The sequence below is a fragment of the Hymenobacter lapidiphilus genome (assembly GCF_013377885.1).
Lineage (GTDB): Bacteria > Bacteroidota > Bacteroidia > Cytophagales > Hymenobacteraceae > Hymenobacter > Hymenobacter lapidiphilus.
The window spans coordinates 1-22,288 of the sequence record NZ_JABKAU010000023.1 but is presented as its reverse complement, the minus strand read 5'-3'; the positions used below and the strand labels follow the sequence as shown (position 1 = coordinate 22,288).

At 58.5% G+C, this 22,288-nt stretch carries 24 protein-coding genes; 16 read left to right on the top strand and 8 right to left on the bottom strand.

What is annotated here, in order from left to right; all coding sequences use genetic code 11:
• Positions 1–23: 23 nt before the first annotated feature.
• Positions 24–377: a HesB/IscA family protein gene (locus tag HW554_RS12760; protein ID WP_176908975.1), complete on the bottom strand. Its 354-nt coding sequence runs from the start codon at positions 375–377 to the stop codon at positions 24–26.
• Between the two features lie 218 nt (positions 378–595).
• On the opposite strand from HW554_RS12760, the gene HW554_RS12755 reads away from it, so the two are divergent.
• Positions 596–1,135 carry a DUF7935 family protein gene (locus HW554_RS12755; RefSeq protein ID WP_176908974.1) on the top strand — a complete coding sequence of 180 codons (540 nt, stop codon included), beginning with the start codon at positions 596–598 and terminating at the stop codon, positions 1,133–1,135.
• A 168-nt stretch (positions 1,136–1,303) separates the two neighbouring features.
• Here HW554_RS12755 and imm9 read toward each other — a convergent pair whose 3' ends face one another.
• On the bottom strand, positions 1,304–1,789 hold the full coding sequence (gene imm9 / locus HW554_RS12750; RefSeq protein WP_176908973.1) for an Imm9 family immunity protein: 486 nt from the start codon (positions 1,787–1,789) through the stop codon (positions 1,304–1,306).
• Between the two features lie 85 nt (positions 1,790–1,874).
• On the opposite strand from imm9, the gene HW554_RS12745 reads away from it, so the two are divergent.
• The gene (locus HW554_RS12745) at positions 1,875–2,231 is read left to right on the top strand and encodes a CPCC family cysteine-rich protein (protein WP_317170877.1); all 357 of its coding nucleotides are present in this window, start codon (positions 1,875–1,877) and stop codon (positions 2,229–2,231) included.
• A gap of 165 nt (positions 2,232–2,396) precedes the next feature.
• Here HW554_RS12745 and HW554_RS12740 read toward each other — a convergent pair whose 3' ends face one another.
• On the bottom strand, positions 2,397–2,825 hold the full coding sequence (locus tag HW554_RS12740) for a hypothetical protein (protein WP_176908971.1): 429 nt from the start codon (positions 2,823–2,825) through the stop codon (positions 2,397–2,399).
• Positions 2,826–3,032: 207 nt separating this feature from the next.
• Between HW554_RS12740 and HW554_RS20980 the strand changes: the two genes are divergently transcribed.
• Positions 3,033–3,758 (top strand): TlpA family protein disulfide reductase, encoded by a 726-nt coding sequence (locus HW554_RS20980; protein ID WP_176908970.1) that lies wholly within the window; start codon positions 3,033–3,035, stop codon positions 3,756–3,758.
• A gap of 109 nt (positions 3,759–3,867) precedes the next feature.
• Here HW554_RS20980 and HW554_RS12730 read toward each other — a convergent pair whose 3' ends face one another.
• Together HW554_RS12730 and HW554_RS12725 are read right to left on the bottom strand one after the other, a co-directional pair.
• Positions 3,868–4,215 carry a hypothetical protein gene (locus HW554_RS12730; protein WP_176908969.1) on the bottom strand — a complete coding sequence of 116 codons (348 nt, stop codon included), beginning with the start codon at positions 4,213–4,215 and terminating at the stop codon, positions 3,868–3,870.
• Between the two features lie 39 nt (positions 4,216–4,254).
• A complete protein-coding gene (locus tag HW554_RS12725) occupies positions 4,255–4,548 on the bottom strand; it encodes a type II toxin-antitoxin system HigB family toxin (RefSeq protein ID WP_176908968.1) in 294 nt (97 codons plus the stop codon).
• 179 nt (positions 4,549–4,727) lie between these two features.
• On the opposite strand from HW554_RS12725, the gene HW554_RS12720 reads away from it, so the two are divergent.
• Positions 4,728–5,183, top strand: coding sequence for a hypothetical protein (locus HW554_RS12720; RefSeq protein ID WP_088466087.1), 456 nt, complete (start codon positions 4,728–4,730; stop codon positions 5,181–5,183).
• A gap of 162 nt (positions 5,184–5,345) precedes the next feature.
• Here the strand turns inward: HW554_RS12720 and HW554_RS12715 are convergent, their stop codons facing one another.
• A complete protein-coding gene (locus HW554_RS12715; protein ID WP_176901165.1) occupies positions 5,346–5,543 on the bottom strand; it encodes a hypothetical protein in 198 nt (65 codons plus the stop codon).
• A 266-nt stretch (positions 5,544–5,809) separates the two neighbouring features.
• Here HW554_RS12715 and HW554_RS12710 point away from each other — a divergent pair, with 266 nt between their 5' ends.
• The 10 genes from HW554_RS12710 to HW554_RS12665 all read left to right on the top strand — a co-directional run bounded on the left by HW554_RS12710 (position 5,810) and on the right by HW554_RS12665 (position 19,890).
• The gene (locus HW554_RS12710) at positions 5,810–7,831 is read left to right on the top strand and encodes a KUP/HAK/KT family potassium transporter (protein ID WP_176901166.1); all 2,022 of its coding nucleotides are present in this window, start codon (positions 5,810–5,812) and stop codon (positions 7,829–7,831) included.
• A gap of 384 nt (positions 7,832–8,215) precedes the next feature.
• Entirely contained in the window at positions 8,216–9,571 is a 1,356-nt protein-coding gene (locus HW554_RS12705; protein WP_176908967.1) for a sigma-54-dependent transcriptional regulator, read from the top strand.
• A 337-nt stretch (positions 9,572–9,908) separates the two neighbouring features.
• On the top strand, positions 9,909–9,989 hold the full coding sequence (kdpF, locus tag HW554_RS21090) for a K(+)-transporting ATPase subunit F (RefSeq protein ID WP_218134708.1): 81 nt from the start codon (positions 9,909–9,911) through the stop codon (positions 9,987–9,989).
• Positions 9,990–10,074: 85 nt separating this feature from the next.
• Positions 10,075–11,778 carry a potassium-transporting ATPase subunit KdpA gene (gene kdpA / locus HW554_RS12695; RefSeq protein ID WP_176908966.1) on the top strand — a complete coding sequence of 568 codons (1,704 nt, stop codon included), beginning with the start codon at positions 10,075–10,077 and terminating at the stop codon, positions 11,776–11,778.
• Positions 11,779–11,899: 121 nt separating this feature from the next.
• On the top strand, positions 11,900–13,936 hold the full coding sequence (kdpB, locus tag HW554_RS12690; protein WP_176908965.1) for a potassium-transporting ATPase subunit KdpB: 2,037 nt from the start codon (positions 11,900–11,902) through the stop codon (positions 13,934–13,936).
• A 221-nt stretch (positions 13,937–14,157) separates the two neighbouring features.
• The gene (gene kdpC, locus HW554_RS12685; protein WP_176901169.1) at positions 14,158–14,727 is read left to right on the top strand and encodes a potassium-transporting ATPase subunit KdpC; all 570 of its coding nucleotides are present in this window, start codon (positions 14,158–14,160) and stop codon (positions 14,725–14,727) included.
• A gap of 120 nt (positions 14,728–14,847) precedes the next feature.
• Positions 14,848–15,942 carry a porin gene (locus HW554_RS12680; protein ID WP_176908964.1) on the top strand — a complete coding sequence of 365 codons (1,095 nt, stop codon included), beginning with the start codon at positions 14,848–14,850 and terminating at the stop codon, positions 15,940–15,942.
• A gap of 29 nt (positions 15,943–15,971) precedes the next feature.
• Positions 15,972–17,141, top strand: coding sequence for a sensor protein KdpD (locus tag HW554_RS12675; RefSeq protein WP_176908963.1), 1,170 nt, complete (start codon positions 15,972–15,974; stop codon positions 17,139–17,141).
• Positions 17,142–17,266: 125 nt separating this feature from the next.
• Complete coding sequence (locus HW554_RS12670) at positions 17,267–19,027, top strand: sensor histidine kinase (RefSeq protein ID WP_176901172.1); 1,761 nt, start codon at positions 17,267–17,269, stop codon at positions 19,025–19,027.
• 152 nt (positions 19,028–19,179) lie between these two features.
• A complete protein-coding gene (locus tag HW554_RS12665) occupies positions 19,180–19,890 on the top strand; it encodes an imm11 family protein (RefSeq protein ID WP_176908962.1) in 711 nt (236 codons plus the stop codon).
• A 60-nt stretch (positions 19,891–19,950) separates the two neighbouring features.
• Here HW554_RS12665 and HW554_RS12660 read toward each other — a convergent pair whose 3' ends face one another.
• Both HW554_RS12660 and HW554_RS12655 read right to left on the bottom strand, forming a co-directional pair.
• A complete protein-coding gene (locus HW554_RS12660; RefSeq protein WP_176908961.1) occupies positions 19,951–20,520 on the bottom strand; it encodes a GrpB family protein in 570 nt (189 codons plus the stop codon).
• A gap of 100 nt (positions 20,521–20,620) precedes the next feature.
• Positions 20,621–21,172, bottom strand: a complete 552-nt coding sequence (locus tag HW554_RS12655; RefSeq protein ID WP_176908960.1) for a DUF6252 family protein — start codon at positions 21,170–21,172, stop codon at positions 20,621–20,623.
• 259 nt (positions 21,173–21,431) lie between these two features.
• Between HW554_RS12655 and HW554_RS12650 the strand changes: the two genes are divergently transcribed.
• Positions 21,432–21,926 carry a hypothetical protein gene (locus HW554_RS12650; RefSeq protein ID WP_176908959.1) on the top strand — a complete coding sequence of 165 codons (495 nt, stop codon included), beginning with the start codon at positions 21,432–21,434 and terminating at the stop codon, positions 21,924–21,926.
• 69 nt (positions 21,927–21,995) lie between these two features.
• Positions 21,996–22,262 (top strand): barstar family protein, encoded by a 267-nt coding sequence (locus tag HW554_RS12645; protein ID WP_126546909.1) that lies wholly within the window; start codon positions 21,996–21,998, stop codon positions 22,260–22,262.
• Positions 22,263–22,288 lie beyond the last annotated feature (26 nt).

Sequence of the window (22,288 nt, the reverse complement as noted above, 5' to 3'; positions counted from 1 at the left end):
ACCAAAGTAACGGCCGCTAGCGCTTACGACGAGAACGAGGAGCCGCAGCCGCAAGTGCTTTTGGCCTGCGGGTTGCTGAAAATGAAGCCGCGGGCGTTAAGGCCGTCCTGGAAGTCGACTTCCATACCCAGCACGTACATGGCGTGCTTTTTATCCATGATGAGCAGCACGCCATCGATGTCGAAGGTTTCGTCCTGCTCTTTAGGCTTGTCGAAGCCCAGCAGGTAGCTCATGCCCGAGCAACCACCGCCTTGCACGCCAACGCGCAGGCCGTACTCGCCGGGAACCGCTTTTTCAACGAGAATATTGCGAACCTCCTCCAGGGCGCGGGGAGTGAGGCTGATGGGAGCAAGTTTGGTAGAAACGGCCGTTGCCATAATGCGTTCGGTTTTAGAAGAAGTGGGGCAAAGATACAACGCCGCCCGTAGTTGGGGCCACACCTTGCTGGCGGCCGCCCGGCACACTACATGGCGGGAGGGTGGCGTTCGAGGCTACAACAACGGCTTGGCTCCGGCGGTTCACCGCCTATCTTTGCCTCCGCAACGAATTGCCCCAGGTACTGCTTAGGTACTCGCTTCTTCTTTTAATCGGCTGCATGGACACTACCGCCTATATCTTCGACCTGCTCAAAATTATTCTGCCGGCCCTTATCGTGGCCGGTGCCATCTACTTTCTGTTTCAGCAATTTCTGGAGCGTGAGCAGCAGCGCCGCCTGCTGGAAATGCGCCTGGAAGCCAGCAAAACCACCTTGCCGCTGCGCCTGCAGGCCCTGGAGCGCGTTACGTTGTTGCTGGAGCGCCTCAGCCCCCAAAACCTGCTGGTGCGCATCACCAGCGCCAACCTTCCGGCGGCCGATTACCACCGGCTGCTGCTGCAGGAAATTCGGGCCGAAGTGGAGCACAACCTCAGCCAGCAGCTGTACATGCAGCCCGAAACCTGGGCGGCCGTTCGGCTGGCCCAGAACAGCGTCAGCAACCTCATCAGCAGCCAGTTTCAGAAGCTGCCCAACCCCGCCGAAGCCCGCGGCTCCGAGCTGGCCCGCCGCATCCTCGAAACGATGATGAACGACGAGTTACCCGACCCTACGGCCGCCGCCATCCTGGCCATAAAGCGCGAGGCCGTGGCTATGTTTTAAGGAAAATCAGGTTGTTATTACCAGGAGGCACGACATTCCGCGTATCAAGTGGCCTCCTACAGTAAGGCCGACTTATAATGTTTTATAGACGACCGTTTGTAAAGTGTTATGAGACCTTCAGTTTACTCAAATCACCCTTTTGCTAAACTGTAGGAATCGTATCTGGCATTAGCGCGACTTTGCCGAGTGTTTTGCCTTTATAGGGATGCTATTGACTCTAAATCCGTTCTCAAAGCAACAGGCTATTGCGCGGCGCATAGAGTCTACTAGGTAGTCGGTTTGATTCGTGAAATCAGTAAAATGGACCGGCAGGGGTTTAATGTATTTATCTTCATTGGGGTGTACACCAAGTCGTATATGCTGCTTTGGATCAACGCCCCAGGGAACAATATCGCGGGTGGGAATAGGAATATGAATAATTAGAAGCTTTTGCTTCTCCTGTATGTAAGAAGGCATGCTGGTAGCGACACCAATTGCGGGTCTGTTGCCATAGATGGCATGGAAAAGGATTTCCCAATCGGCCAGCGAGGCTATCGCAAATTCTTGAAGCAGGATGTCTGCTTCCGCTTTAAGCAAAGCCATGATAGCGTTATCATCGAAGTCATGATCAGGGAAATTGATCACATAAGATGAAGCCACTACTCTTGAAGTCATACGGAATTTGGAACGTTGCTCCCTACAAGGTAGCTCTTCGTGTAAGGTTGTAGATACACGATACGTTGGTAATTTCTGCCTATTCATGCCATCCGCTTCCCGAAACCCTCCTTCAACTGATTGCCCGGGTTTACCTTGCCACCGTTTGGCTGAACATATTACTCTGTTCCTTTGGGCCATGACCCCAAACCGTCACGGAAACTACCCCTGCCCATGTTGTGGCTTCTACACTCTGGAGACTCCACCGGATAACACCTTCGACATTTGCCCCGTGTGCTTTTGGGAAGACGATGGCGTACAGCTGGGCAACCCCACGTACGCCGGCGGGGCCAACATGCTTAGCTTGGAACAAGCGCGCCAGCACTTCGCCCAGCACGGTAGCTGCGAACCCGGCATGCAGCCGCACGTTCGCCGGCCGTTAGCGGACGAATTACCCGATTGAGGGCAATCAGCGCTGATTAGACCGTTTGACTGAACACAAGGATCCGTTATCTTCTGATACCGATACGGGCCGATTGGGTTACTTGTGCGTTTCGAAGGCGGTCGTTGTCACGCGCGGCTTGTCCCCCTCAAGCGGCCTGTGCCGACCCGCGACCTGCGCCCGGCGTCATTTCGGCAGCATCGAAAAGGCGATCGGAACGTACCTCTTTTTCTCTTTCGCGGTAAACAGCCGGCTTATCCACCGCGCCGCGTCCCGATCGATTTGGTAACACTGCCAGTCGTAACACACGGTCGCCCCCCGGTCCACGGCGATTTCAGTAGTGTCCCCCCGGTAGACAAACACCAGGTACATGCGCGCGTTGAGGTCGTAGCGGTCTTTGTCCGGTCTGGCCACCCTTTGGGTGGCGAGCAGGTGCTGCAGGCGGTCGAAGCGCTTTTGACGTAGGTAGATGGTTTTGAGGTAGTACTCGTTTTGCAAGTGCGTGAGCGAGACCGGGATCCGGGAAGTCCGGTTCGCTTCGAAGACGTACATATCGCCTTTGACCCGGGCGGCGGTGCACGACACCAGGCCGCACAGGCACAGGGCGTAGAGCACGGATGTACGGGGTATGACGAGGCCTTTCATGCAATCGTGAGGGGGGGGGACGGGGAGGAAATGTCGTTTAGCCGGGGGCCAATTTACCGCTCATTCAACTGAGCGGGGCACGTTTACCTTCGGACCGTTTCGCTGAACGAGCCTTGAACTCCATTGCTTAGTTCTTACCTTTTCAGAAATAGCCGGCCCACTCCTTTTCCCTACTCTGTGTCCTTCCCCCCCTTGCTCGGCACCACTTGCGGGCTGGCCCTTTTCCTGCTAGCCTCCCTGAGCCAAGCCCAAATCGTACGCTACAAGAGCAGTGGCCCACGGCTGTGGACGGCCCAGCAAGTGGATTCGCTGGTACAGGCGCAAAACGAAAAGGGAAAGGCTGTGGGATTTACGTTTGCCAAAAAGATAAAATCCACCCTCGCGCGGCACGATACCTTGATCCACGAGATTATCCTGCAAGGGGCGACGGCGGGCGTATGGGAGAATCGAAAACGCTACGCCTCCTTTATCGGACGCCCCTTGCCCGCGTTCGTGCTCTTCGACACGGCCGGCCGGCCCCTCGAATCAAACAGCTTACGCGGCCAAGCCATGGTGCTAAACCTCTGGTTCACCACGTGTGCTCCTTGCGTAGCGGAGATGCCCGCTCTCAACCGCATTCAGGCCGATCCGGCCAACGCGGCGGTTGTCTTCCTGGCCCTGACGTACGAGAGCGGGGAGAAAGTGCGCGCCTTTTTGCAAAAGCGGTCCTTTACGTTTCGCCATTTGGTCGGGGCCCAGGCGTATTGCAACCAGTTCACTACCAGCTACCCACTCAGCATCTTTGTGGACCGGGAAGGCGTTATTCGCGACATTGTCGAGGGGATGCCGCCCCTTCCGGGGGGAACGGGTGCCAAAGCGGTGGATGACCGCGACTTTAACGCGGCCCTCACGTTGATCAAGTAGGGCGTGGCCAACAGAGCAGCCAAAGTCGAATCCCTTTTAGCTTTTTTCGACTGCGGCTGTTACAGAAACCCTCCTATTTCTGAACGCGCCCTGTGCCTGATCAGAACCGTTAAGCGGCCTCTAAAATGAATTCGGCGGGAATACCCAGGCGCTTGTAGAGGCGCTTGGCCAGGTCCAGGTTGATGCGCCGGCCCTGCAACACGTCGCTCAGGCGCGAGGCCGGGATGTCGAGCAGGGCGGCCAGGTTTTTCTTGTTGAGCTTGCGCCGGTACATCTCCAGCTCCAAGCGCCCCACCAGGGTCTGGGGGGCGGGCAGTTCGTAGCCCTGGCCCTTCTCGTAGGCACTGATGGCGTCGCGCAGCGCGAGCATGGGCGCCAGGTCGGCGGGTTCGTGGTCCATCCAGGCCGTGAACTGGTCCAGGGCCTGCTGGTAATCGGCGGGGGTGCGAATGTCCATGGGAATCGGCTGCTAAAACGTGAGCGAGTGTAGGGCTGGTTAAATGGTGTCGGCGTTGATGCGGTCGTACTGCTGGTGCGTGCCGACAAAGCGGATGAACACGGTACGGGTGGCGAAGTGCACCCGGGCCACCAAGCGGTAGCGGTTGCCGCGGATGTTGAACACGTAGCGCCCGTCGCGGGTGTAGTCGGCCGTGTTGTAGTCCCGGATTACGTCCGCGTGCCGGGCCCAGTCGCTTTCCTGCACGAAGGCGTACCAGGCACTCAGCGCTTCTTTCGCGTCGGGGTGCTGCTCCCAAAACTCCCGCAGCGGCTTCTGGGAAATGACGACCATGCCCCAAAGATACCGCGCGGAATCCTATAATTGATAATTTTCTTCTATAACCTGTAAGTGCAAATGCGGCAACTAAGTTCACACCTATCCACTTTTGCGGTTCCGACCATTTTACTGAACGCAAGAAAGCGATACCTTTCGCGCCGGTGCTTCCTGCAGCAGAAAGTTAGCCCGTTCCTATGACCAGTAAAGAAGCCTACTTTCAGGACTTGGAGTCCATCGTAACCGACCAGGTGTACTTGGCCGCCTCGCGGGACGAGTTGGAGAACGAGATTGCCGAGAACATGTGGACCATCGGCGTGAGCGAGGAATTGGCTGGGGCGATTGCGCCCGCAGAGGTACAGGCGTTTTTGCAACGCGTCAAGTGTAACCGCCGCACCCAACTCGCCCAGCGTGGGCAGCCGGGCGGGCTGCGCTACTACCTCTGGCACGACCCGCAGGCGGGGCAGCTGCGCTTTAACTTCATCAGCGTGCTGCATGAAGCTTTGCCGTTCAGGGCCCCCGTCAACGCGTGTGCCGACGAGGCCGCGATAATCCGTGCCTGGCTGCAAGACAGCGGCGGCGTGGGCGCACCGCTACTCGATTCGGCAGACTACAGGGTGCAGGTATATGAAGAAGTACTCCTGAACTATTAGAACCCTCCTTAGACTGAATTGCCACGTTTAGCTTGGGACCGTTTCAATGAACTACTCCCACCTGCTTGGTTCTTTGTCTAGAGTACCGGCTAGCGCTGTTCACGGGTTCGGGGTCTCAACGATTAGGCTAAACATATAGACAAAAACTGGGCCTCAGCACCTTCATTCACCAACCCTGTACCTGCGGCTTATTTCTGCTCGAATGCTCTTCAGGCTTTGGAAATTTTTGTAAGCAATCCAACAAGCAAAAAGCAGCAGCATGCCCGTCAGGGCAAATTCTTTATCATGGGTCGCAGACCAGACAGCGAGGCGAATCACTAACCCAATGACCAGCGCCGTGATGGTTTTTTGCGCTTTCATTAAATCAACTAATCCGGCCTGTTAATGCTGGGGTACTTACCTGGGCACCCCTATCATTCTGACAAAGAACCATGTCAAAATGATAGGGGTGATTTAGGAAATTTCCTGCCCGAAGATTGACGAGATAAGTTATTACCGTACCTGTGAGCACCTTAGGTAGCGGGCGTGGGCGCTTTGTAAAATGTGGCGGGAAGTTGGCTAGATCTTACGCTATTGGACGAGCTGTACATATCAAAACTAAGCTACCCCCCCCAACTTTTTTTAGCATGACAGCCGAATCCACAGCCAACTCCGAATCCATAGCCAATCCCGCCCACGCCGCCAGCCATCACACCAGTCGTATTACCACGGCTGGCGTACTCGTGGCACTGGGCATTATCTATGGCGACATTGGCACCTCGCCGCTCTACGTGATGAAGGCCATTGTTCCCGGCTTAATAGACGCCAACTTGGTCTACGGGGGCATCTCGTGCGTCTTCTGGACGCTCACGCTGCAAACCACGCTCAAGTACGTGCTGCTTACACTCAACGCCGATAACAACGGGGAAGGGGGCATCTTCTCCCTGTTCGCTTTGGTGCGACGACGGGGGGCCTGGCTCTCAGTCGTCGCCATCATTGGCGGGGCGGCTCTGATGGCCGATGGCGTGATTACGCCGCCCATCTCCGTTTCGTCGGCCATTGAGGGTTTACAGGCCGTGTATCCTACGTTGCCGACGGTGCCCATCGTCATTGGCATTATAGTAGGCCTGTTCCTGCTGCAAAGCTTCGGTACCCAGATGGTAGGCAAGGCCTTTGGCCCTATCATGCTGGTCTGGTTTTCCATGCTGGCTGGGCTCGGTGTGAGCGGTATTCTACAACACCCCGAAGTACTCCAGGCGCTGAATCCCTACTACGCTTACAGCTTGCTGGTGAACACGCCGGGCGGTTTTTGGCTGCTGGGTGCCGTGTTCTTGTGCACCACCGGGGCCGAGGCGCTGTACTCTGACCTGGGCCACTGCGGCAAGGGCAATATCCGCATCAGCTGGGTATTTGTGAAGACCTGCCTGCTACTCAACTATTTCGGGCAAGGTGCCTGGATGGTGGCCCACCAAGGCGAGCAACTGGCCGGCCGCAACCCGTTTTATGCCCTGATGCCATCGTGGTTCCTGCTCACCGGCATTGCCATCGCGACCTTGGCCGCCATTATCGCCTCCCAGGCGCTTATCACCGGCTCGTTTACGCTGGTGGCCGAGGCCATTCGCCTCAACATGTGGCCCAAAGTGAAGCTCAACTACCCCACCGACGTGAAGGGGCAGCTGTTCGTGCCCAGCATGAACCGCCTGCTACTGTTGGGCTGCATAGGAATCGTACTTTATTTCCGCAAGTCAGAAAACATGGAGGCGGCCTACGGGCTGGCCATTACTGTGACCATGATGATGACGACGCTGCTGCTAAGCGTGTGGCTGCGAGCCAGGAAAGTGCCACTGCCGCTCGTAATTCTATTCGTGCTGGTATATGGGGGAATTGAGGGCTCCTTCCTGGTCGCCAACCTCATCAAGTTTCCGCACGGCGGCTGGGTATCGGTGGCCCTTGGCCTGGTGCTGATGGGGGTGATGTACGTGTGGCTGCGAGCCTACTATATCAAACGTCGCCTCACCGAATTCGTACCCATCAAGTCGTACCTCGACGGCATCAAGATGTTAAGCGCCGACGAGTCCATCCCCAAGTATGCCACCCACCTAGTGTTCATGTCGTCGGCGGAGCGCGGCACGGAAATCGAGCAGAAAATTATCTATTCCATCTTCCAGAAGCGGCCCAAGCGGGCCGATATCTACTGGTTCGTGCACGTGGATACCACCGACCAGCCTTACACTATGGAGTATTCCGTGAAGGAGCTGGCCCCGGACGACGCCTACCGCATCAATTTCCGGCTTGGTTTCCGGGTCGAGCAAAAAATCAATCTGTACTTCCGCAAGGTGATTGAGGAAATGGTGCGCAACAAGGAGGTCGACATCACCTCGCGCTACGAGTCGCTGAGCAAGCAACACGTCACCGGCGACTTCCGCTTCATCGTGCTGGAAAGGTACCTCTCGGTAGAAAACGACTTTCCTTTCGTTGAGAAGCTGGTCATGCAGTCCTACTTCTACCTCAAACAGTTTATCGCCTCCGAAGACAAGTACTTCGGTCTCGACACCAGTTCGGTGAAAGTGGAGAAGGTGCCGTTGGTACTTGCCCCGGTGCAGAACGTCCTGCTCACCCGTATCAGCGCTACGCCCACCGCAGCCCAAGTCAGGCAAGAGATAGGATAGACAGTAAAGCTGCCCCCGGCTCGCTCGGTAAGCATTGTTCCTGTCCTTCCTTATTGTTCATGATTGTTCATGCGCGTTCGGAGTTCATCCCGTACCCTGGTTCGGCTTGCGCTGGCCTGGATAATCAGTATTGTGGCCCTGCTGACCAGAGGGGCACGCCCCCGGTCCATCCCAAAGTTGCTATTGGGGACCGGATTGCCTGTGGGGATGCTGGCCAGGCTCGTCAATTAGTAGTTTAGGCTCGTTGCTGGTATGGGCCGTTACCGTGACTTGACGTGAAGCAATTACATTTGAATTCCGCTTAAGCCGTTTACAAGTAGCTGATGGCAGATTTCTGCCTGTTTACCAGTTGTTACCCATCTTACTGCCCTCAAGCCCCGGCCTGTGCCCGACGGAACACTGCTCCTCATTGACGACGAAGCGCCCCTGCGCCAGGCCATCGCCCGGATGCTGGAGTTAGAGGGCTACACCGTACGCCAAGCCCCCGATGCCCACCGGGGCCTCGATGACCTGGCCCAGCACGCCGACGAAGTACTGGTAGTACTGAGCGACGTGAAGCTGCCCGACGGCCATGGCCTCGACCTGTTACCCCGCTACCGGGCCAAGGCTCCGCTGGCCGAAATCATCTTGCTAACGGCCTACGGCACCATTCCCGACAGCGTGCGGGCCATGAAGGAGGGCGCGTTCGACTACCTGACCAAGGGCGAATCCGACGACCAACTGGTGGTGGTGGTGGACCGGGCGGTGGAGAAAGCGCGGTTGCGGCGGCGGGTGGCCGAGCTGGAGCAGCAGGTGGGCGCCCAGTACACGTTTGAGAGCATGATTGGCTCGTCGGCGGCGCTGCTGGAGGCCCAGCGACTGGCCCGCCGCGCCGCGCCCACCGGCAGCACCGTGCTGCTCGAAGGGCCCACCGGGGCCGGCAAGGAGCTGTTTGCCCAGGCCATCCACCAGGCCAGCCCCCGGCGTGGCAAGCCGTTTGTGGCCGTTAACTGCTCCGCCTTCCCCAAAGATTTGCTCGAATCGGAGTTGTTCGGCTACAAGAAAGGAGCGTTTACGGGCGCGCTGGCCGACAAGAAGGGGCTGCTGGAGGCCGCTCACGGCGGCACGCTGTTTCTGGACGAAATCGGGGAGTTGGAGCTAAGTGTGCAGGCTAAGTTCCTGCGGGTGCTCGAAACCCAGCAGTTCACCAAGCTCGGCGACACCCGGCCCACCACCGTGGACGTGCGGTTGGTGGCGGCCACTAACCGCAACCTGCAACAAGAAGCCGCTGCGGGTAACTTCCGACCTGATTTATACTACCGGCTGGCCGTGTTTATGGTGCCGGTGCCGGGCCTGAATGAGCGCCGGGCCGACGTGCCCGTGCTGGCCGAGTACTTCCTCCGGTTTTTCGCCGCTAAGCTGGGGAGCCGCCTGCGGGGCCTGGAGCCCGAGGCGCTGGCGCAGTTGCGCCGCCACGACTGGCGCGGCAACGTGCGCGAGCTGCGCAATGTGCTGGAGCGGGCCGTTATTCTGGCCGACGGCGAGTTGCTGACTACCGACGATTTGCCCGCCGAGTTTCACCACTTCCAGCCTGACCCCGCCACCACCGATGCCAACGACCGCACCCTGCGGACGATGGAGAAACACCAGATTGCGAGGGTGCTGCAGGAAGCCAGCGGTAATAAAATGGAAGCCGCCCGCCAGCTGGGCATCGGTACCAAAACGCTGTACCGTAAGATTCAGGAGTATGGGATAGGGTAGCACGGCAACGCTTAGCCACCAGAAAACCAGCAATCAAACCGAGTAATTCTGACCACCGCACTGGGTCAGAATTACTCGGTTTTTTGCGTTTGGGGACTAGTGAGCCAAGCGGAATAATAATCTTAAAATCTGACTGCCAACAGTATAGCGATGTGAAAACTATGCCGGCGCGAAATCGGGTCAGGATTGGCAAGCGGGCTGGCACACCTATTCACTCACCCCGCTTATGTCCGTTGCCCTGATGCTTCCGCTGCTGACTGCCACTGGCCTCGCCAGCTTCTGGCTCTTCTACAAATCGGTCGACTTTTTCGACCACATCTAACCCCGCTCCCAAGCCATGATGATTGCCCTACTCCTGCTCGGGCTGGCCACGTTCGGCTACCTCGGCTACGTGCTACTTCGCCCGGAGAAATTCTAATTCTGCGGCTGGTTTTAAATATCGTAACGCAAAGCCCGCGCTTCTAAAGCCTCATAACCAGTTGCTACCAACCGACAATTAATCTATGTCCACTGAACTTCTTGGCATTGCCGCCATTTTCGGCGCGACGGTGCTGCTGGCCATTCCGCTGGGCCGCTACCTGGCCACTGTGTACCGCGGCGACCGAAGCTGGTCCGATTTCCTGGCCCCGCTCGAAAACGGACTCTACCGCTTGTCGGGCATCAACCCGGCCCGCGAAATGAGCTGGCAGCAGCACCTACAGACCTTGCTCACCATTAATGTGCTGTGGTTTGTCTGGGCCATGTTCGTGTTTTGCTTCCAGGGCAGCCTGCCGCTCAACCCCGACGGCAACCCGTCCATGTCCGCCGACCAGGCGTTTAACACGGCCATTTCGTTTCTGGTGAACTGCAACCTGCAGCACTACTCGGGCGAAACCGGCCTGACCTACCTCTCGCAGCTGGTGGGCATCATGTTCCTGCAATTCGTGACGGCGGCCACTGGTATGGCCGCCTGCGTGGTGGTGTTCAATGCCCTACGCGACCGGAGCGCCGACAAGCTGGGTAACTTCTACGTGTATTTCGTGCGCAGCATCACGCGGGTGCTGCTGCCGCTTTCGCTGGTGCTGGGCCTGCTCCTGGTTTTCCAGGGCACCCCCATGACGTTTGCCGGCAAGCAGGCGCTCATTACGCTGCAGGGCGACACCACGGCCGTGAGCCGCGGCCCGGCCGCCGCCATGATTGCCATCAAGCAGCTCGGCACCAACGGCGGGGGCTTCTTCGGCGTGAACTCGGCCCACCCGCTCGAAAACCCGACCTATCTCACCAACATGGCCGAGAACCTGAGCATTACACTGATTCCAATGGCCTTGGCCCTGGCACTAGGGTTTTACCTGCGCCGGCCCAAGCTGGGCTATATGGTGTTTGGGGTGATGACGGCCAGCTACCTGCTGCTGCAAGTCCCTACTGTGTACCTCGAAATGCACGGCAATCCGGCCCTTGCCACCCTGGGTGTCGACCAGACGCTAGGCGCACTCGAAGGCAAGGAAATGCGTCTCGGTTCGGCTGCTTCGGCCCTGTGGGCCATCCAAACAACCGTTACCAGCAACGGCTCGGTAAACGCCATGCACGACTCGCTCACGCCCCTTTCGGGCATGAACGCCATGCTGGGCATGATGACCAACGCCTTTTACGGAGGCGTGGGCGTGGGCCTGCTCAACTTCTTCGTCTTTATCATCGTGGCCGTGTTCATCTCAGGGCTGATGGTGGGGCGCACCCCGGAGCTGCTGGGCAAGAAAATAGAGGCCCGCGAGATGAAAATTGCCATCATCGTAGCCCTGCTGCACCCGCTGATGATTCTGGGCGGCACAGCCCTGGCGGCCCACCTCTACGTGAGCAACCCCACCGAATACGCTAGCTGGCTGGCTAACCCTGGCTACCACGGCTTCTCTGAAATGCTTTACGAGTACACTTCAGCGGCCGCTAATAACGGCTCGGGCTTCGAGGGGTTAGGCGATAACACGCCCTGGTGGAATATCAGCACCGGCCTCGTGCTGCTGCTGAGCCGCTACCTACCCATCATCGGTCCGGTGGCCATTGCGGGCCTGCTGGCCGGCAAAAAGTACATCCCCGAAAGTGCCGGTACCCTGCGCGTCGATACGGCCACCTTCGGCCTGATGGTCTTCTTCGTCATTTGGATTATTGCCGCCCTGGCCTTCTTCCCGGCCTTGGCCCTGGGCCCGTTGGCCGAGCATTTCTCAATAGGTTATTAGCTGGTAGCTATTAGCTGACAGCTTTTCGTGCTGCTCCGAAGGCGGCGGCTTTTCCCCTTATTCCTTTCACATTCAACATCAGCTACTAGCCAACAGCCAGCAGCTGACAGCTTAAAAAACCATGTCTAATTCTCTCTTTCAACCCGCGCTGGTTTCTGAGGCCGTGAAGCAGGCTTTCGTGAAGCTCGACCCGCGGGTGATGGTGCGCAACCCGGTGATGTTTACCGTGGAGCTGGGCACCGTGGTGATGCTGCTCGTGACACTGGGGCTGCTCGTGCGGCCCGACCCTACTCAGGGCAGCTTCGGCTACAACTTCGCCGTGTTTCTGGTGCTACTGCTCACGCTGCTGTTCGCCAATTTTGCCGAGGCCATTGCCGAGGCGCGGGGTAAAGCCCAGGCCGAGAGCCTGCGCAAAACCCGCGAAGAAACCCCTGCCCGCGTGGTTGATGAGCGGGGTACCGAGAGTATGGTGTCGTCGTCGCAACTCCGCAAAGGCCAGTTTTTTCTGGTGGAAGCCGGCGAAATTATTCCCACCGACGGCGAAATTGTGGAGGGCTTGGCTACTATTGATGAGTCGGCTATTACGGGCGAATCGGCCCCGGTAATCCGGGAGGCCGGCGGCGACAAGTCGAGCGTAACGGGTGGCACCAAGGTGTTGTCCGACCGCATTAAGGTAGTGGTGACCACTGAGCCGGGCGAGTCGTTTTTGGACAAGATGATTGCGCTGGTGGAAGGCGCTTCGCGGCAGAAAACGCCCAACGAAATTGCGCTTACCATTCTGCTGGCCGGCTTTACGCTGGTGTTCATCATCGTCTGCCTTACGCTGCAGCCCTTCGCGGCCTACGCCAACACGCCCATTGCCGTCGCTTCGTTTATCGCCCTGTTCGTGTGCCTGATTCCGACCACGATTGGCGGGCTGCTCTCGGCCATCGGCATTGCCGGTATGGACCGGGCCCTGCGGGCCAACGTTATCACCAAGAGCGGCAAAGCCGTGGAAACGGCCGGCGACATCGACGTGCTGCTGCTGGACAAAACCGGCACCATCACCATCGGCAACCGCAAAGCCACCCACTTTTGGCCCGCCCCCGGCGTGGCCGTGCAACACTTAGCGGTGATGTCCACGATTGCCTCCCTGACGGATGAAACGCCCGAAGGCAAGAGCATAGTGGAGTTGGCCCTAACCCAGCAAGTTGATGCGCTAAAGCTGAAAGTACACCTGAAAGGGGCCGAGCTAATTAAATTTACGGCCGAAACGCGCTCTTCAGGCGTGACGCTGGCTGATGGTACCCGCATCCGCAAGGGTGCCGCCGACGCTATCCGGCAACTTACCGAGCGGGCCGGCAAGGCCTACCCGGCCGAGGTGGTGGAGCGGGTGCAACTGGTGGCCAGCAATGGCGGCACTCCGCTCGTCGTGAGTCACAACGACGAGGTGCTGGGCGTGGTTGAACTCCAGGATATCATCAAGCCCGGCATTCAGGAACGGTTTGAGCGCCTACGCCGCATGGGCATCAAAACGGTGATGGTGACCGGCGACAACCCACTTACGGCCAAGTTTATCGCCGAAAAAGCCGGCGTGGATGACTTCATTGCCGAAGCCAAACCTGAGGATAAGATGCAGTATATCCGGGCCGAGCAGCAGCAGGGCAAGTTGGTGGCCATGATGGGCGACGGCACCAACGACGCGCCCGCCCTGGCCCAGGCCGACGTGGGCGTAGCCATGAACAGCGGTACCCAAGCCGCCAAGGAAGCCGGCAACATGGTCGACCTCGACAACGACCCCACCAAACTCATCGAGGTGGTCGAAATCGGTAAGCAGCTGCTCATGACCCGCGGCACGCTGACGACTTTCAGCATCGCCAACGACGTGGCCAAGTACTTCGCCATCGTGCCGGCGCTATTCATGGTGGGCATTCCGGCTTTGGGCGCGCTCAATGTGATGGGGTTGAAGTCGCCCCAATCGGCCATCCTGAGCGCCGTAATTTTTAACGCCCTGCTGATTCCGGCACTGGTGCCGCTGGCGTTACGCGGCGTGGCCTACAAACCCGTAGGAGCCTCGGCCCTGCTGCGCCGCAACCTGCTCATTTACGGCCTCGGCGGCGTGGTCGCGCCCTTCATTGGCATCAAGCTGATTGACTTAGTAGTTGGACTGTTCATGTAGCTTTTAACCGCGCCGTTTTGACCAGTCCGCCGGGCCGTTCTGACCCGATTCGGGCAAATTATGGCAAGTACGTGATTGTATAAGGCAAATTTTTGCGCTGATTATCAGCAAAATAGAATCCCTTAAACTGATGATGGGCCAGACCGGGCCGGAATTGGCAAGTAGGAACAGTATCTGTCATTTCGTAACTCCGCGGCTTTGAGTCGCTCATTTCAGAAATCATGAAAAACAATATTGCTTCCGCTTTTCGTCTGACCTTGGCCCTGCTGGTGCTGTGCTGCGGCGCATACCCGGCTCTGGTGTGGGGCGCGGCCCAGGTGGCTCCCGGCCAGGGCCAGGGCGTGCAGGTGTCGCACAAGGGCCGGGTGGTGGGCTTCGAGGACGTAGGCCAGAAATTCGACCGACCCGAGTACTTCAGCTCCCGGCCCTCGGCCGTGGACTATCGTGCCGACGGCTCAGGTGGCTCTAACAAGGGACCAACTAACCCGGAGTACGTAGCCGAAGTGGGCACTCGCGTGGCTGCCTTTCTTCGGCTAAACCCCAGTGTGAAACCGGGCCAGGTGCCAGTGGAGATGGTGACAGCCAGCGGCTCGGGCCTCGACCCGCATATTTCGCCCGCCGGGGCATATGCTCAAGTGGAGCGCGTGGCCCGGCTGCGCGGCCTACCTGCTGCCCGGGTGAAAGCCTTGGTAGATGCCCACGTGCAGGAGCCCATATTTGTGCTGCTCGGTCCGGTAACGGTCAACGTGCTCCAGCTCAACTTGGCGTTGGATACGCTCACTGAAAAATAATAGTAGATGGGGGCAGGCTTTACCCCCGCCCGCTGCGGAACGGTTCCAGTTGGCGCTGTTCGACAACGGGCGGGAGCAAGCCCCTTACGCGCTAGCTTAATGCTGTACTTATCGTTTCTAATGAAGACACTTGCGACGCTGAGCTTAATCCTGCTGGCCGCCGGCGGGGTTTCGGCTCAGACTCCTATCGATTCGGTGGCCGCTCCCAATCCGCTCACCTTTTATGGCTTCGTGGATGGCTATTACGGCTACGATTTCAAGAACAACAATACCCAAAACCGACCCGGCTTTCTCTATTCGCATAGCCGCCAGAACGAGTTTACCATCAATCAGGGCCTCGTGGGGTTGCGCTACGACAACGGGCAGGTGCGCGGGGCGGTCGGGCTGCACGCCGGCTCCTACGTATCGGCCAACTACGCAGCGGAGGATCCGGTTTTTCGGAATGTTTACGAGGGCTACGCCGGTTTCCGGCCGTTCAAAAAAGCCTGGCTCGATGTGGGTATTTTCGCCTCGCACATCGGGTTTGAGTCAGCCATCAGCAAAGACAACTGGACGCTGACCCGCTCGCTGATGGCCGAAAACTCGCCTTACTACGAGTCCGGTGCGCGCTTCACCTACGAGGTGGCCCCGCAGCTCACCCTGACCGCCCTGGCGCTCAACGGTTGGCAAAACCTGCGCGACAACAACCAGGGCAAGGCCCTGGGCACCCAGCTTCAGTGGCGGCCCACCGACAAACTGCTCATCAATTCCAGCACTTTTTATGGCAATGAGCAGCCCCAGGACTCGGTGCGCCGCCGCCGCTACTTCCACGATTTCTACGTGAGCTATGCCGCCACCGACCGCCTGAGTCTGGCGGTCGTATTTGACGTGGGTAAGCAGGAGAACGAGCGGCGCGGCGCTAAGGGCGACACTTGGCATACTGGCGCAGCGTTCTTGCGCTACAAGCTCGCCGACCAGTGGTCGGTCACGGCCCGGGCCGAGTACTACAACGCCGCCCGCGGCGTCATCATCCGCTCCTTTTCCCCCTTGCCCGCCGATGCCGACTTCCAGGTGAAGGCCGCCTCGCTCAACCTTGATTACGCCCCCACCGCCAACGTGGTATTTCGGGTGGAGGGCCGGGTGATGGATGCTAAACGGCCCATTTTCGAGCAGCGCAACAGCCGCACTTCGGATAACTACGGCAACCTGACTAGCAGCATTGCCTTGAGTTTCTAACGGACAATATACCCTCATTCCCAACTTCTATGCAGGCTGCTGATGATGCCCGGCGCGACGAATCGGCCGAGCGGTTTTTGCGACTGGTGCAGCAGCGGCGGCGTGGGCGGCTGAAGGTGTATTTGGGCTTGGCGGCCGGGGTGGGCAAAACCTGCCGGCTGCTGCAAGAAGCGCACGAGCTGCGCCGTCAGGGCATAAACCTGGTGCTGGGCTACGTGGAGACCCACGGCCGCCCCGAAACCGTGGCCCAAGTGCGCGACCTGGCCGAAGTGCCCCGCAAAACCCTGTTCTATAAGGGCCGGGCGCTGGAAGAAATGGACCTGGAGGCCATCATTCAGCGCCGGCCGGCCGTGGTGGTGGTCGATGAGCTGGCCCACTCCAACGTGCCCGGCTCGAAGAACGAGAAACGCTGGCAGGATGTGGAAGAGTTGCTGAAGGCAGGCATTTCGGTGCTCACGGCCCTGAACGTGCAGCACCTGGAAAGCCTGCACGACCAGGTACTCAAAATAACCGGCACTGATGTAACCGAGCGGGTGCCCGACCAGGTGCTGCGCGGGGCCGACGAGGTAGTGAACGTGGACCTGACCGTAGGCGAGCTGCGGGGCCGGCTCCAAGCGGGTAAAATTTACGACCCGGCTAAAGTGCCGGTGGCGCTTAATAGCTTCTTTCGGGCCGACAACCTATTGCAACTGCGGCGACTGGCAGTGCGCGAAGTGGCCCAGCTACTGGGCCAGCAGGTGGAGTCGGAAGCTGGCGGGGCTGCCCCGGTGCCCGCCCCGCGCCGTAATGCCGACCGCCTGCTGGCCTGCATCAACACCAACGAGCTGGCCGCCAGGCAAATCATCTGCAAAGCCTCGCGGCTGGCCCAGCAGCTGGGCATTACCACCTGGTACGTGCTGTATGTACAAACCAGCCGCGAAGCCGCCGACCGCATCCACCTGGCCACCCAGCGCCATTTGCTGCGCAATTTGCAGCTGGCTACCGAGTTGGGTGGCCAGATTCTGCGCGTGAAAAGCGACGACGTGGTAAGGACCGTCATCACGGTGGCCCGCGAGAAAGAAGCCACGCTGCTGATGTGCGGCATTACGCGCGAAAAAACTACCTGGCAGCGCCTCAGCCACCGCGGCATCACCCAGGACCTCATTCGCGCCGTTGCGCACTTAAGGCAGGACGTGGATATGTTTCTGGTGACATATTGAGTGGTTAGAAGTGAGTATAGAGACATTTGCTGAAAGGAAGATTCGAACTGTCATGAGGAGCACGACGCCGTTTTTGCCTGCTGCCCAAAATTCTACCCGTGCCCTAAGCATAAGCATCCCACCCCATGACGTTTAAGACCAAAATAACTCTGGGATTTCTGGCGCTGCTGGCCCTGCTGCTGGCCCTGGGTGGCTACGCCTTCTACACCGTGCGCCAGCTCGACCAGAGCGCCAAAAGCATTCTGAAGAACAACTTCTACAGCGTGCAGTTGGGCCAGCAGATGTTCAGGTCGCTCGATGAACTGGAGCAGCGTCCCGAAGGGGTAGCCGAACTGGCCCGCTTCCGCGAAAGTCTAACCCGCGAGGCTGGCAACATCACGGAGCCCGGCGAGCAGGAAGTGGTGGACAGTCTCACGGCCAATCTGGCTCGTTATGAGCGGCTGACCGATGCCGCGGGCGCGGGTGGACGCGGGGCGGTAGTGCGCCAACTGCGCGGGCAGACTCACCGCATGGTGCAACTCAACATGACCACCCTGCAGGCCAACAACGACCGGGCTACTGCCACCGCCACGCGGGCCGGTTACTACCTGCTGGCCGTTATCGGGCTGAGCGTGCTCACGGCGCTGACCTTTGTAATACGGGTGCCGGCGGCGGCCATAGGCCCACTGCAGCGCTTGGCCGTCAGCATTGAGCATGCTACAAACCAGGACTTTTCGGCCACCATTCCAGTGGAGAGCCGGGATGAATTCGGGCAAGTAGCCCAGTCGTTTAACCGGCTGCTGGGGCAGCTCAACGCCTACCGTAGCTCCACCATTGCCCAGCTAATCACCGAGCGCAACCGGGCCGCCAGCATCGTGAACGGGCTCGATGAGGGCCTGTTGCTGCTCGACCAGCACCGCGTTATTTTGCTAGTGAACCCCGTGGCCTGCGAGCTGCTGGGCTTGCAGGCCGACCAGTTGCTAGGCCGCCCCGCGGCCGAGGTGGCCCTCGAAAACGACCTGGTACGGACCATGTTACGACCATTAGAGCCAGCCAGCGGCGGAAGCGGCGAAGTGCCGCTGCTGCACATCAACCAACAGGGAGAGGAAGCCTACTTCCAACTCGACGTGCGGGACTTGCTCTCCTTCAATGAAGCGCTGAACCAGAAGGAATTTGCGGGTCAGATTCTGACGCTACGCAACGTGTCGGACTTCAAGCGACTTGACCAACTGAAGTCGAATTTTTTGGCCACCGTGTCGCACGAGTTGAAAACGCCGCTTTCCAGCATGAACATCAACCTGCGGCTGCTGCAGGATGAGCGGCTGCCAGCCGAGGAACGCCAGCGCATCACGGCCACCATCCGGCAGGAAACCCAGCGCCTGCAGCGCATGGTAGGCGAGCTGCTCGACGTATCGCGCCTCGACGCGGGCGCGGGCATCCAGCTCGACCTGCGCCCTACCAACCTGGCCGATGTGGTGCGCTATGCCACGGCCACCGTGCAGGCCCAACTCACCGACAAGCAGATTACGCTTGATTTGCAGCTGCCCTTCAACCTGCCTTTCGTTCGCGCCGACGTAGAGAAGACTACCTGGGTGCTCATCAATCTGCTGGCCAATGCCATTCGCTACTCGCCGCCGGGCGAAGCCATGACGGTGCGGGCCGAAGCCCTGGGCCAGAAGGTGCTGATACGGGTGCAGGACCATGGCCCGGGCATTGCCGCCGAGTATCACGAGCGCATCTTCCAGCGCTTCGCCCAGCTGCCCGATCCAAGCGGCTACCGGGGCGGCTCGGGGCTGGGCCTGAGCATCGCCCGAGAGTTTATTGCCACCCAAGGCGGGCGACTATGGGTGGAAAGCGAGCTGGGCATGGGTAGTACCTTCTGCTTCATACTGCCTGTTAGCGGCTAAAGCATAAAATGGGCTTCTTACGGGAGCCGGCTATGAGATGTCTTGTCTGTCTAATTTAACCCCTCCTCCAACTGAGCGGGGTGCGTTTACCTTCGGACCGTTTGGCTGAACAGGTGTTATTTGTACTCGCATAGAAGAGAAGATTAGATTTAATGCTCTATCACAGTTTTACGACCAGTTCCGAGCCCAAGATAATTGGCGTGCGTGACGGCCTTTCGCAGGTTAAAATAAAGTTTGAGCGGTTTGCCAACCAGACCACCTGCGACGAGATGGAGCGCTTTTTTGACTTCCGCACCTACTGGCAGCGCCCCAACCATGTCCCTCCGAGACCTTTTCGCCTCGAGTACGCGCAGCTCCGGCCCCGGGCTAAATTGACCGACTTGTTGCTGTACGACAACTTCTACATGGGCTGTCCATTCCTCCTCAGCAGGCGGGCCCGGGAGGTGTTTGCGTGCCACCACCTCGGCCCTCATTATTGGTTCGATGTGCTCCTCTACGACCCGAAAGGCACGTTTGTGAGCAGCGAGTACGCCTTATTCTATTGCCCCTATTTGGGCTATGACGCCATCGACTTTGCTCGCTCCCGCTTTCGGCTCAACCGGAGCTTGCCGGCCTCGCCTCAGTGGGAATACCTAGCATTGCCCGACCAGCAGGCTTTTGAAGCTTTCTGTAACACGACGCATAAGATTCCAGGGGTTAGTTCGCTCGTCATGAGTGACCAATTTGACCCCAGCTTGGATTTCTTTAAGTGCCGCGTGGGCCCCCTTTTTATGTCGGAGAAGTTGCGTGAGGCAGTTGAGGAAGCGGAGTTAACGAACGTAGTATTTCAAGTTGAAACTGGCTCGGTAGCGTTTGTAGCTTAATGCAAAATACCCTCGTTATTCTATTAGGACCGTTTTCTTGAACGCTGCGTGAGGAACGCCTTATGGGGTGAGCGGTTGGCCGGTTCCCCTTGGGGCGGGCCCTCCTCGCTGGCGCTGAGCCTGCTCGAGGACCTCGGCCACGAAGGTCCGGGCGCGCACTTGCTTCAGGGCCGCGTAGCGCTTGGCGTCTTGCCCGGCTTCCGCGGCCAGCTGCCGTTTCAGGGCTTCGTAGCGCCGCCGGGTGGGTTCGTCGTGGCGCAAAAAGTCCCGAAACTGCACGTGCCGCTGGTATTCGGCGCCGTCGGCCGGGCAGGCGTAGAGGTGGTGCACAATGCGGTCGAGCACCGGGTGGGGTGGCCCCCCGCCCGGTCGTTTGAAGACCTCGCGCCCGGCCAGGCCCTGGTCGCCGACGTGCACGTAGCCCAGCGGGGTCAGGGCCGCGGGGAGGGCTGCCCAGGGCACGGCGGGTGCGTACGCTAGGTCCAGGTCGATGATGGGTTTGGCGGCCAGCCCCGGCACGGCCGTGCTGCCCACGTGCGCAATGGCCACCTCCAATCCGTCCAGCGCGGAGGACAGAACGCGGGCCAAGGCCTGGAAATCGGCCGCCCAGTGGGGGTTAGACGCGTGCAAAAGCATGGCTAGGGATACGCGAGTCGAAGCTGTTATGTGGTCCTTTCGCTGTTCGGACCGTTTTCGTGAACTAGTGGAGTCGTCTCGTCTCTCCAGTTTATCAGAACTTCACATCAAACGTTCCGTTTTTGATCCGCACGGTCTGCCCCGTCGTCATTTCCCGAGCGGTATACTCGAAGGTCCCTCCCGCTATTCGAGCCACTGTATCCAGACGAGTGAATGTCACCGTTCCCGTGTTTGAGCCATCCGTATAATAACGGGTGGGTGCTGGTGGGTTGTAGGGATCGTCCCCAGACTGTGGTCCCCGGTACTGCGTGTAGCCGGCATAACTATCCGGGTTGGGCGCATAGGGAATAGGACCCCTGACGTAGCCCACCGGATAGGTGCCGGGACCTTGCGTCGCTGCCAGGTAAATTTCCAGCACATTCAGCGCATCTTGTGCTTGTAACACAAACCCGCCTTGCGTACCGGTGCGATACGCCCGCAGCGGCTGCCGACTCGTCAGTAGAATAGGGTCCAGATGAGGCGTAAATGCCTTGCCAGCAATCTGACAGGAGAAGGTGTTCTTTCCGGAAGGTAGTGGGACCGTTTCCTTTTTCTTACAGGAAGCGGTTGCGAGCACCACCGTAACAATGACAATAAGCGGTTTCATAGCGGAAAGTTGATAAAATGCCGTGATAATAGGTAGGAAAGAGTTCGCGAACATAGTGGCGGCAAAATACCATTTTAGCTATTATCACGCTTTTAACTAAGCCTACTTCTGCACGACCAGAGCGATGCTTCAACTGAATTGCTGCATTTTGCTTCCGACCGTTTCGCTGAACGTCAAATTACAATTAAGAGTAACGTGTATTTTCCTCCATTAAATGTAAGATTCGTTGCACCGCATATCTCTCCAAGGCGTTAGTAAGATGGAATGGGAACAACTAAAACAAACCGTATATCGCCGCGACGGGGGATTGCGCGACATCTATGTCCGCGATGCAAGCCGGGCCGACTGGGCCGCGTGGATTGCCTTGGTTAACCGGGACTACCCGGTGCAGTGGACGGTGGAAGAGTACAACGATCAGGCGCCCGCTTGCGCAATTGACGCGAACTTTATCGCCCATTGGTGGGATGATGAAGAGCGTACATCCACGTCCGCAACGATCTTCCTGGCCCATATTCATGTGCAGTGTTATTTTTTCGGAGATTTCGAACTGGAGAACGACATTTGCCCGAGCGAAATACAATGCTTGGCAGACCACGAAAGGCTTATGCAGTACCTGGTTGCGGTTTCCCTAACACTCGGTAAAGAAGTGGTGATGACGGAGGAGGCCATTCATGACGCCCAGGTCTTTGTACGCGTGAATGGCAGAAGCATTCATTACGAGGACATAGTCCAGGGCGCAGGGAGAAGCCACTAAGTCGTAGGTTGAATCTTCGTTTTGGCAAATCCGACCGTTTTCGTGAACGCCTCTGAGTACCTTCCCAAGATGAAAGTTGCTTTACAAGGGTCGGAGATGACGAGTGTGCTGGCGCTGCACGCTCAGTTTAAGCAGCAGCTCGCCTTTCCCGACTACTACGGCGAGAATTTGGACGCGCTGTGGGACTGCATCCGATGCGTAGATGTTCCCTTAATCGTGGAATGGCGGGACTTTGCCCAAAGCCGCCTGCACCTGGGCCAGTACGCGGACCGAGTACTCGAAACCCTGCGGGATGCCGAGCAAGAAGTACCGGGGTTCATTCTTGAAGTCCGCTAGAAAGCTCCTTCAACCAAGCGGAGCGC

Coding starts and splice junctions, on each gene's coding strand:
- HW554_RS12760 (WP_176908975.1), bottom strand. CDS start 377: ATGGCAACGGCCGTTTCTACCAAACTTGCTCCCATCAGCCTCACTCCC.
- HW554_RS12755 (WP_176908974.1), top strand. CDS start 596: ATGGACACTACCGCCTATATCTTCGACCTGCTCAAAATTATTCTGCCG.
- imm9 (WP_176908973.1), bottom strand. CDS start 1,789: ATGACTTCAAGAGTAGTGGCTTCATCTTATGTGATCAATTTCCCTGAT.
- HW554_RS12745 (WP_317170877.1), top strand. CDS start 1,875: ATGCCATCCGCTTCCCGAAACCCTCCTTCAACTGATTGCCCGGGTTTA.
- HW554_RS12730 (WP_176908969.1), bottom strand. CDS start 4,215: ATGGACATTCGCACCCCCGCCGATTACCAGCAGGCCCTGGACCAGTTC.
- HW554_RS12725 (WP_176908968.1), bottom strand. CDS start 4,548: ATGGTCGTCATTTCCCAGAAGCCGCTGCGGGAGTTTTGGGAGCAGCAC.
- HW554_RS12720 (WP_088466087.1), top strand. CDS start 4,728: ATGACCAGTAAAGAAGCCTACTTTCAGGACTTGGAGTCCATCGTAACC.
- HW554_RS12715 (WP_176901165.1), bottom strand. CDS start 5,543: ATGAAAGCGCAAAAAACCATCACGGCGCTGGTCATTGGGTTAGTGATT.
- HW554_RS12710 (WP_176901166.1), top strand. CDS start 5,810: ATGACAGCCGAATCCACAGCCAACTCCGAATCCATAGCCAATCCCGCC.
- kdpF (WP_218134708.1), top strand. CDS start 9,909: ATGATGATTGCCCTACTCCTGCTCGGGCTGGCCACGTTCGGCTACCTC.
- kdpA (WP_176908966.1), top strand. CDS start 10,075: ATGTCCACTGAACTTCTTGGCATTGCCGCCATTTTCGGCGCGACGGTG.
- kdpB (WP_176908965.1), top strand. CDS start 11,900: ATGTCTAATTCTCTCTTTCAACCCGCGCTGGTTTCTGAGGCCGTGAAG.
- kdpC (WP_176901169.1), top strand. CDS start 14,158: ATGAAAAACAATATTGCTTCCGCTTTTCGTCTGACCTTGGCCCTGCTG.
- HW554_RS12680 (WP_176908964.1), top strand. CDS start 14,848: ATGAAGACACTTGCGACGCTGAGCTTAATCCTGCTGGCCGCCGGCGGG.
- HW554_RS12675 (WP_176908963.1), top strand. CDS start 15,972: ATGCAGGCTGCTGATGATGCCCGGCGCGACGAATCGGCCGAGCGGTTT.
- HW554_RS12670 (WP_176901172.1), top strand. CDS start 17,267: ATGACGTTTAAGACCAAAATAACTCTGGGATTTCTGGCGCTGCTGGCC.
- HW554_RS12665 (WP_176908962.1), top strand. CDS start 19,180: ATGCTCTATCACAGTTTTACGACCAGTTCCGAGCCCAAGATAATTGGC.
- HW554_RS12655 (WP_176908960.1), bottom strand. CDS start 21,172: ATGAAACCGCTTATTGTCATTGTTACGGTGGTGCTCGCAACCGCTTCC.
- HW554_RS12650 (WP_176908959.1), top strand. CDS start 21,432: ATGGAATGGGAACAACTAAAACAAACCGTATATCGCCGCGACGGGGGA.
- HW554_RS12645 (WP_126546909.1), top strand. CDS start 21,996: ATGAAAGTTGCTTTACAAGGGTCGGAGATGACGAGTGTGCTGGCGCTG.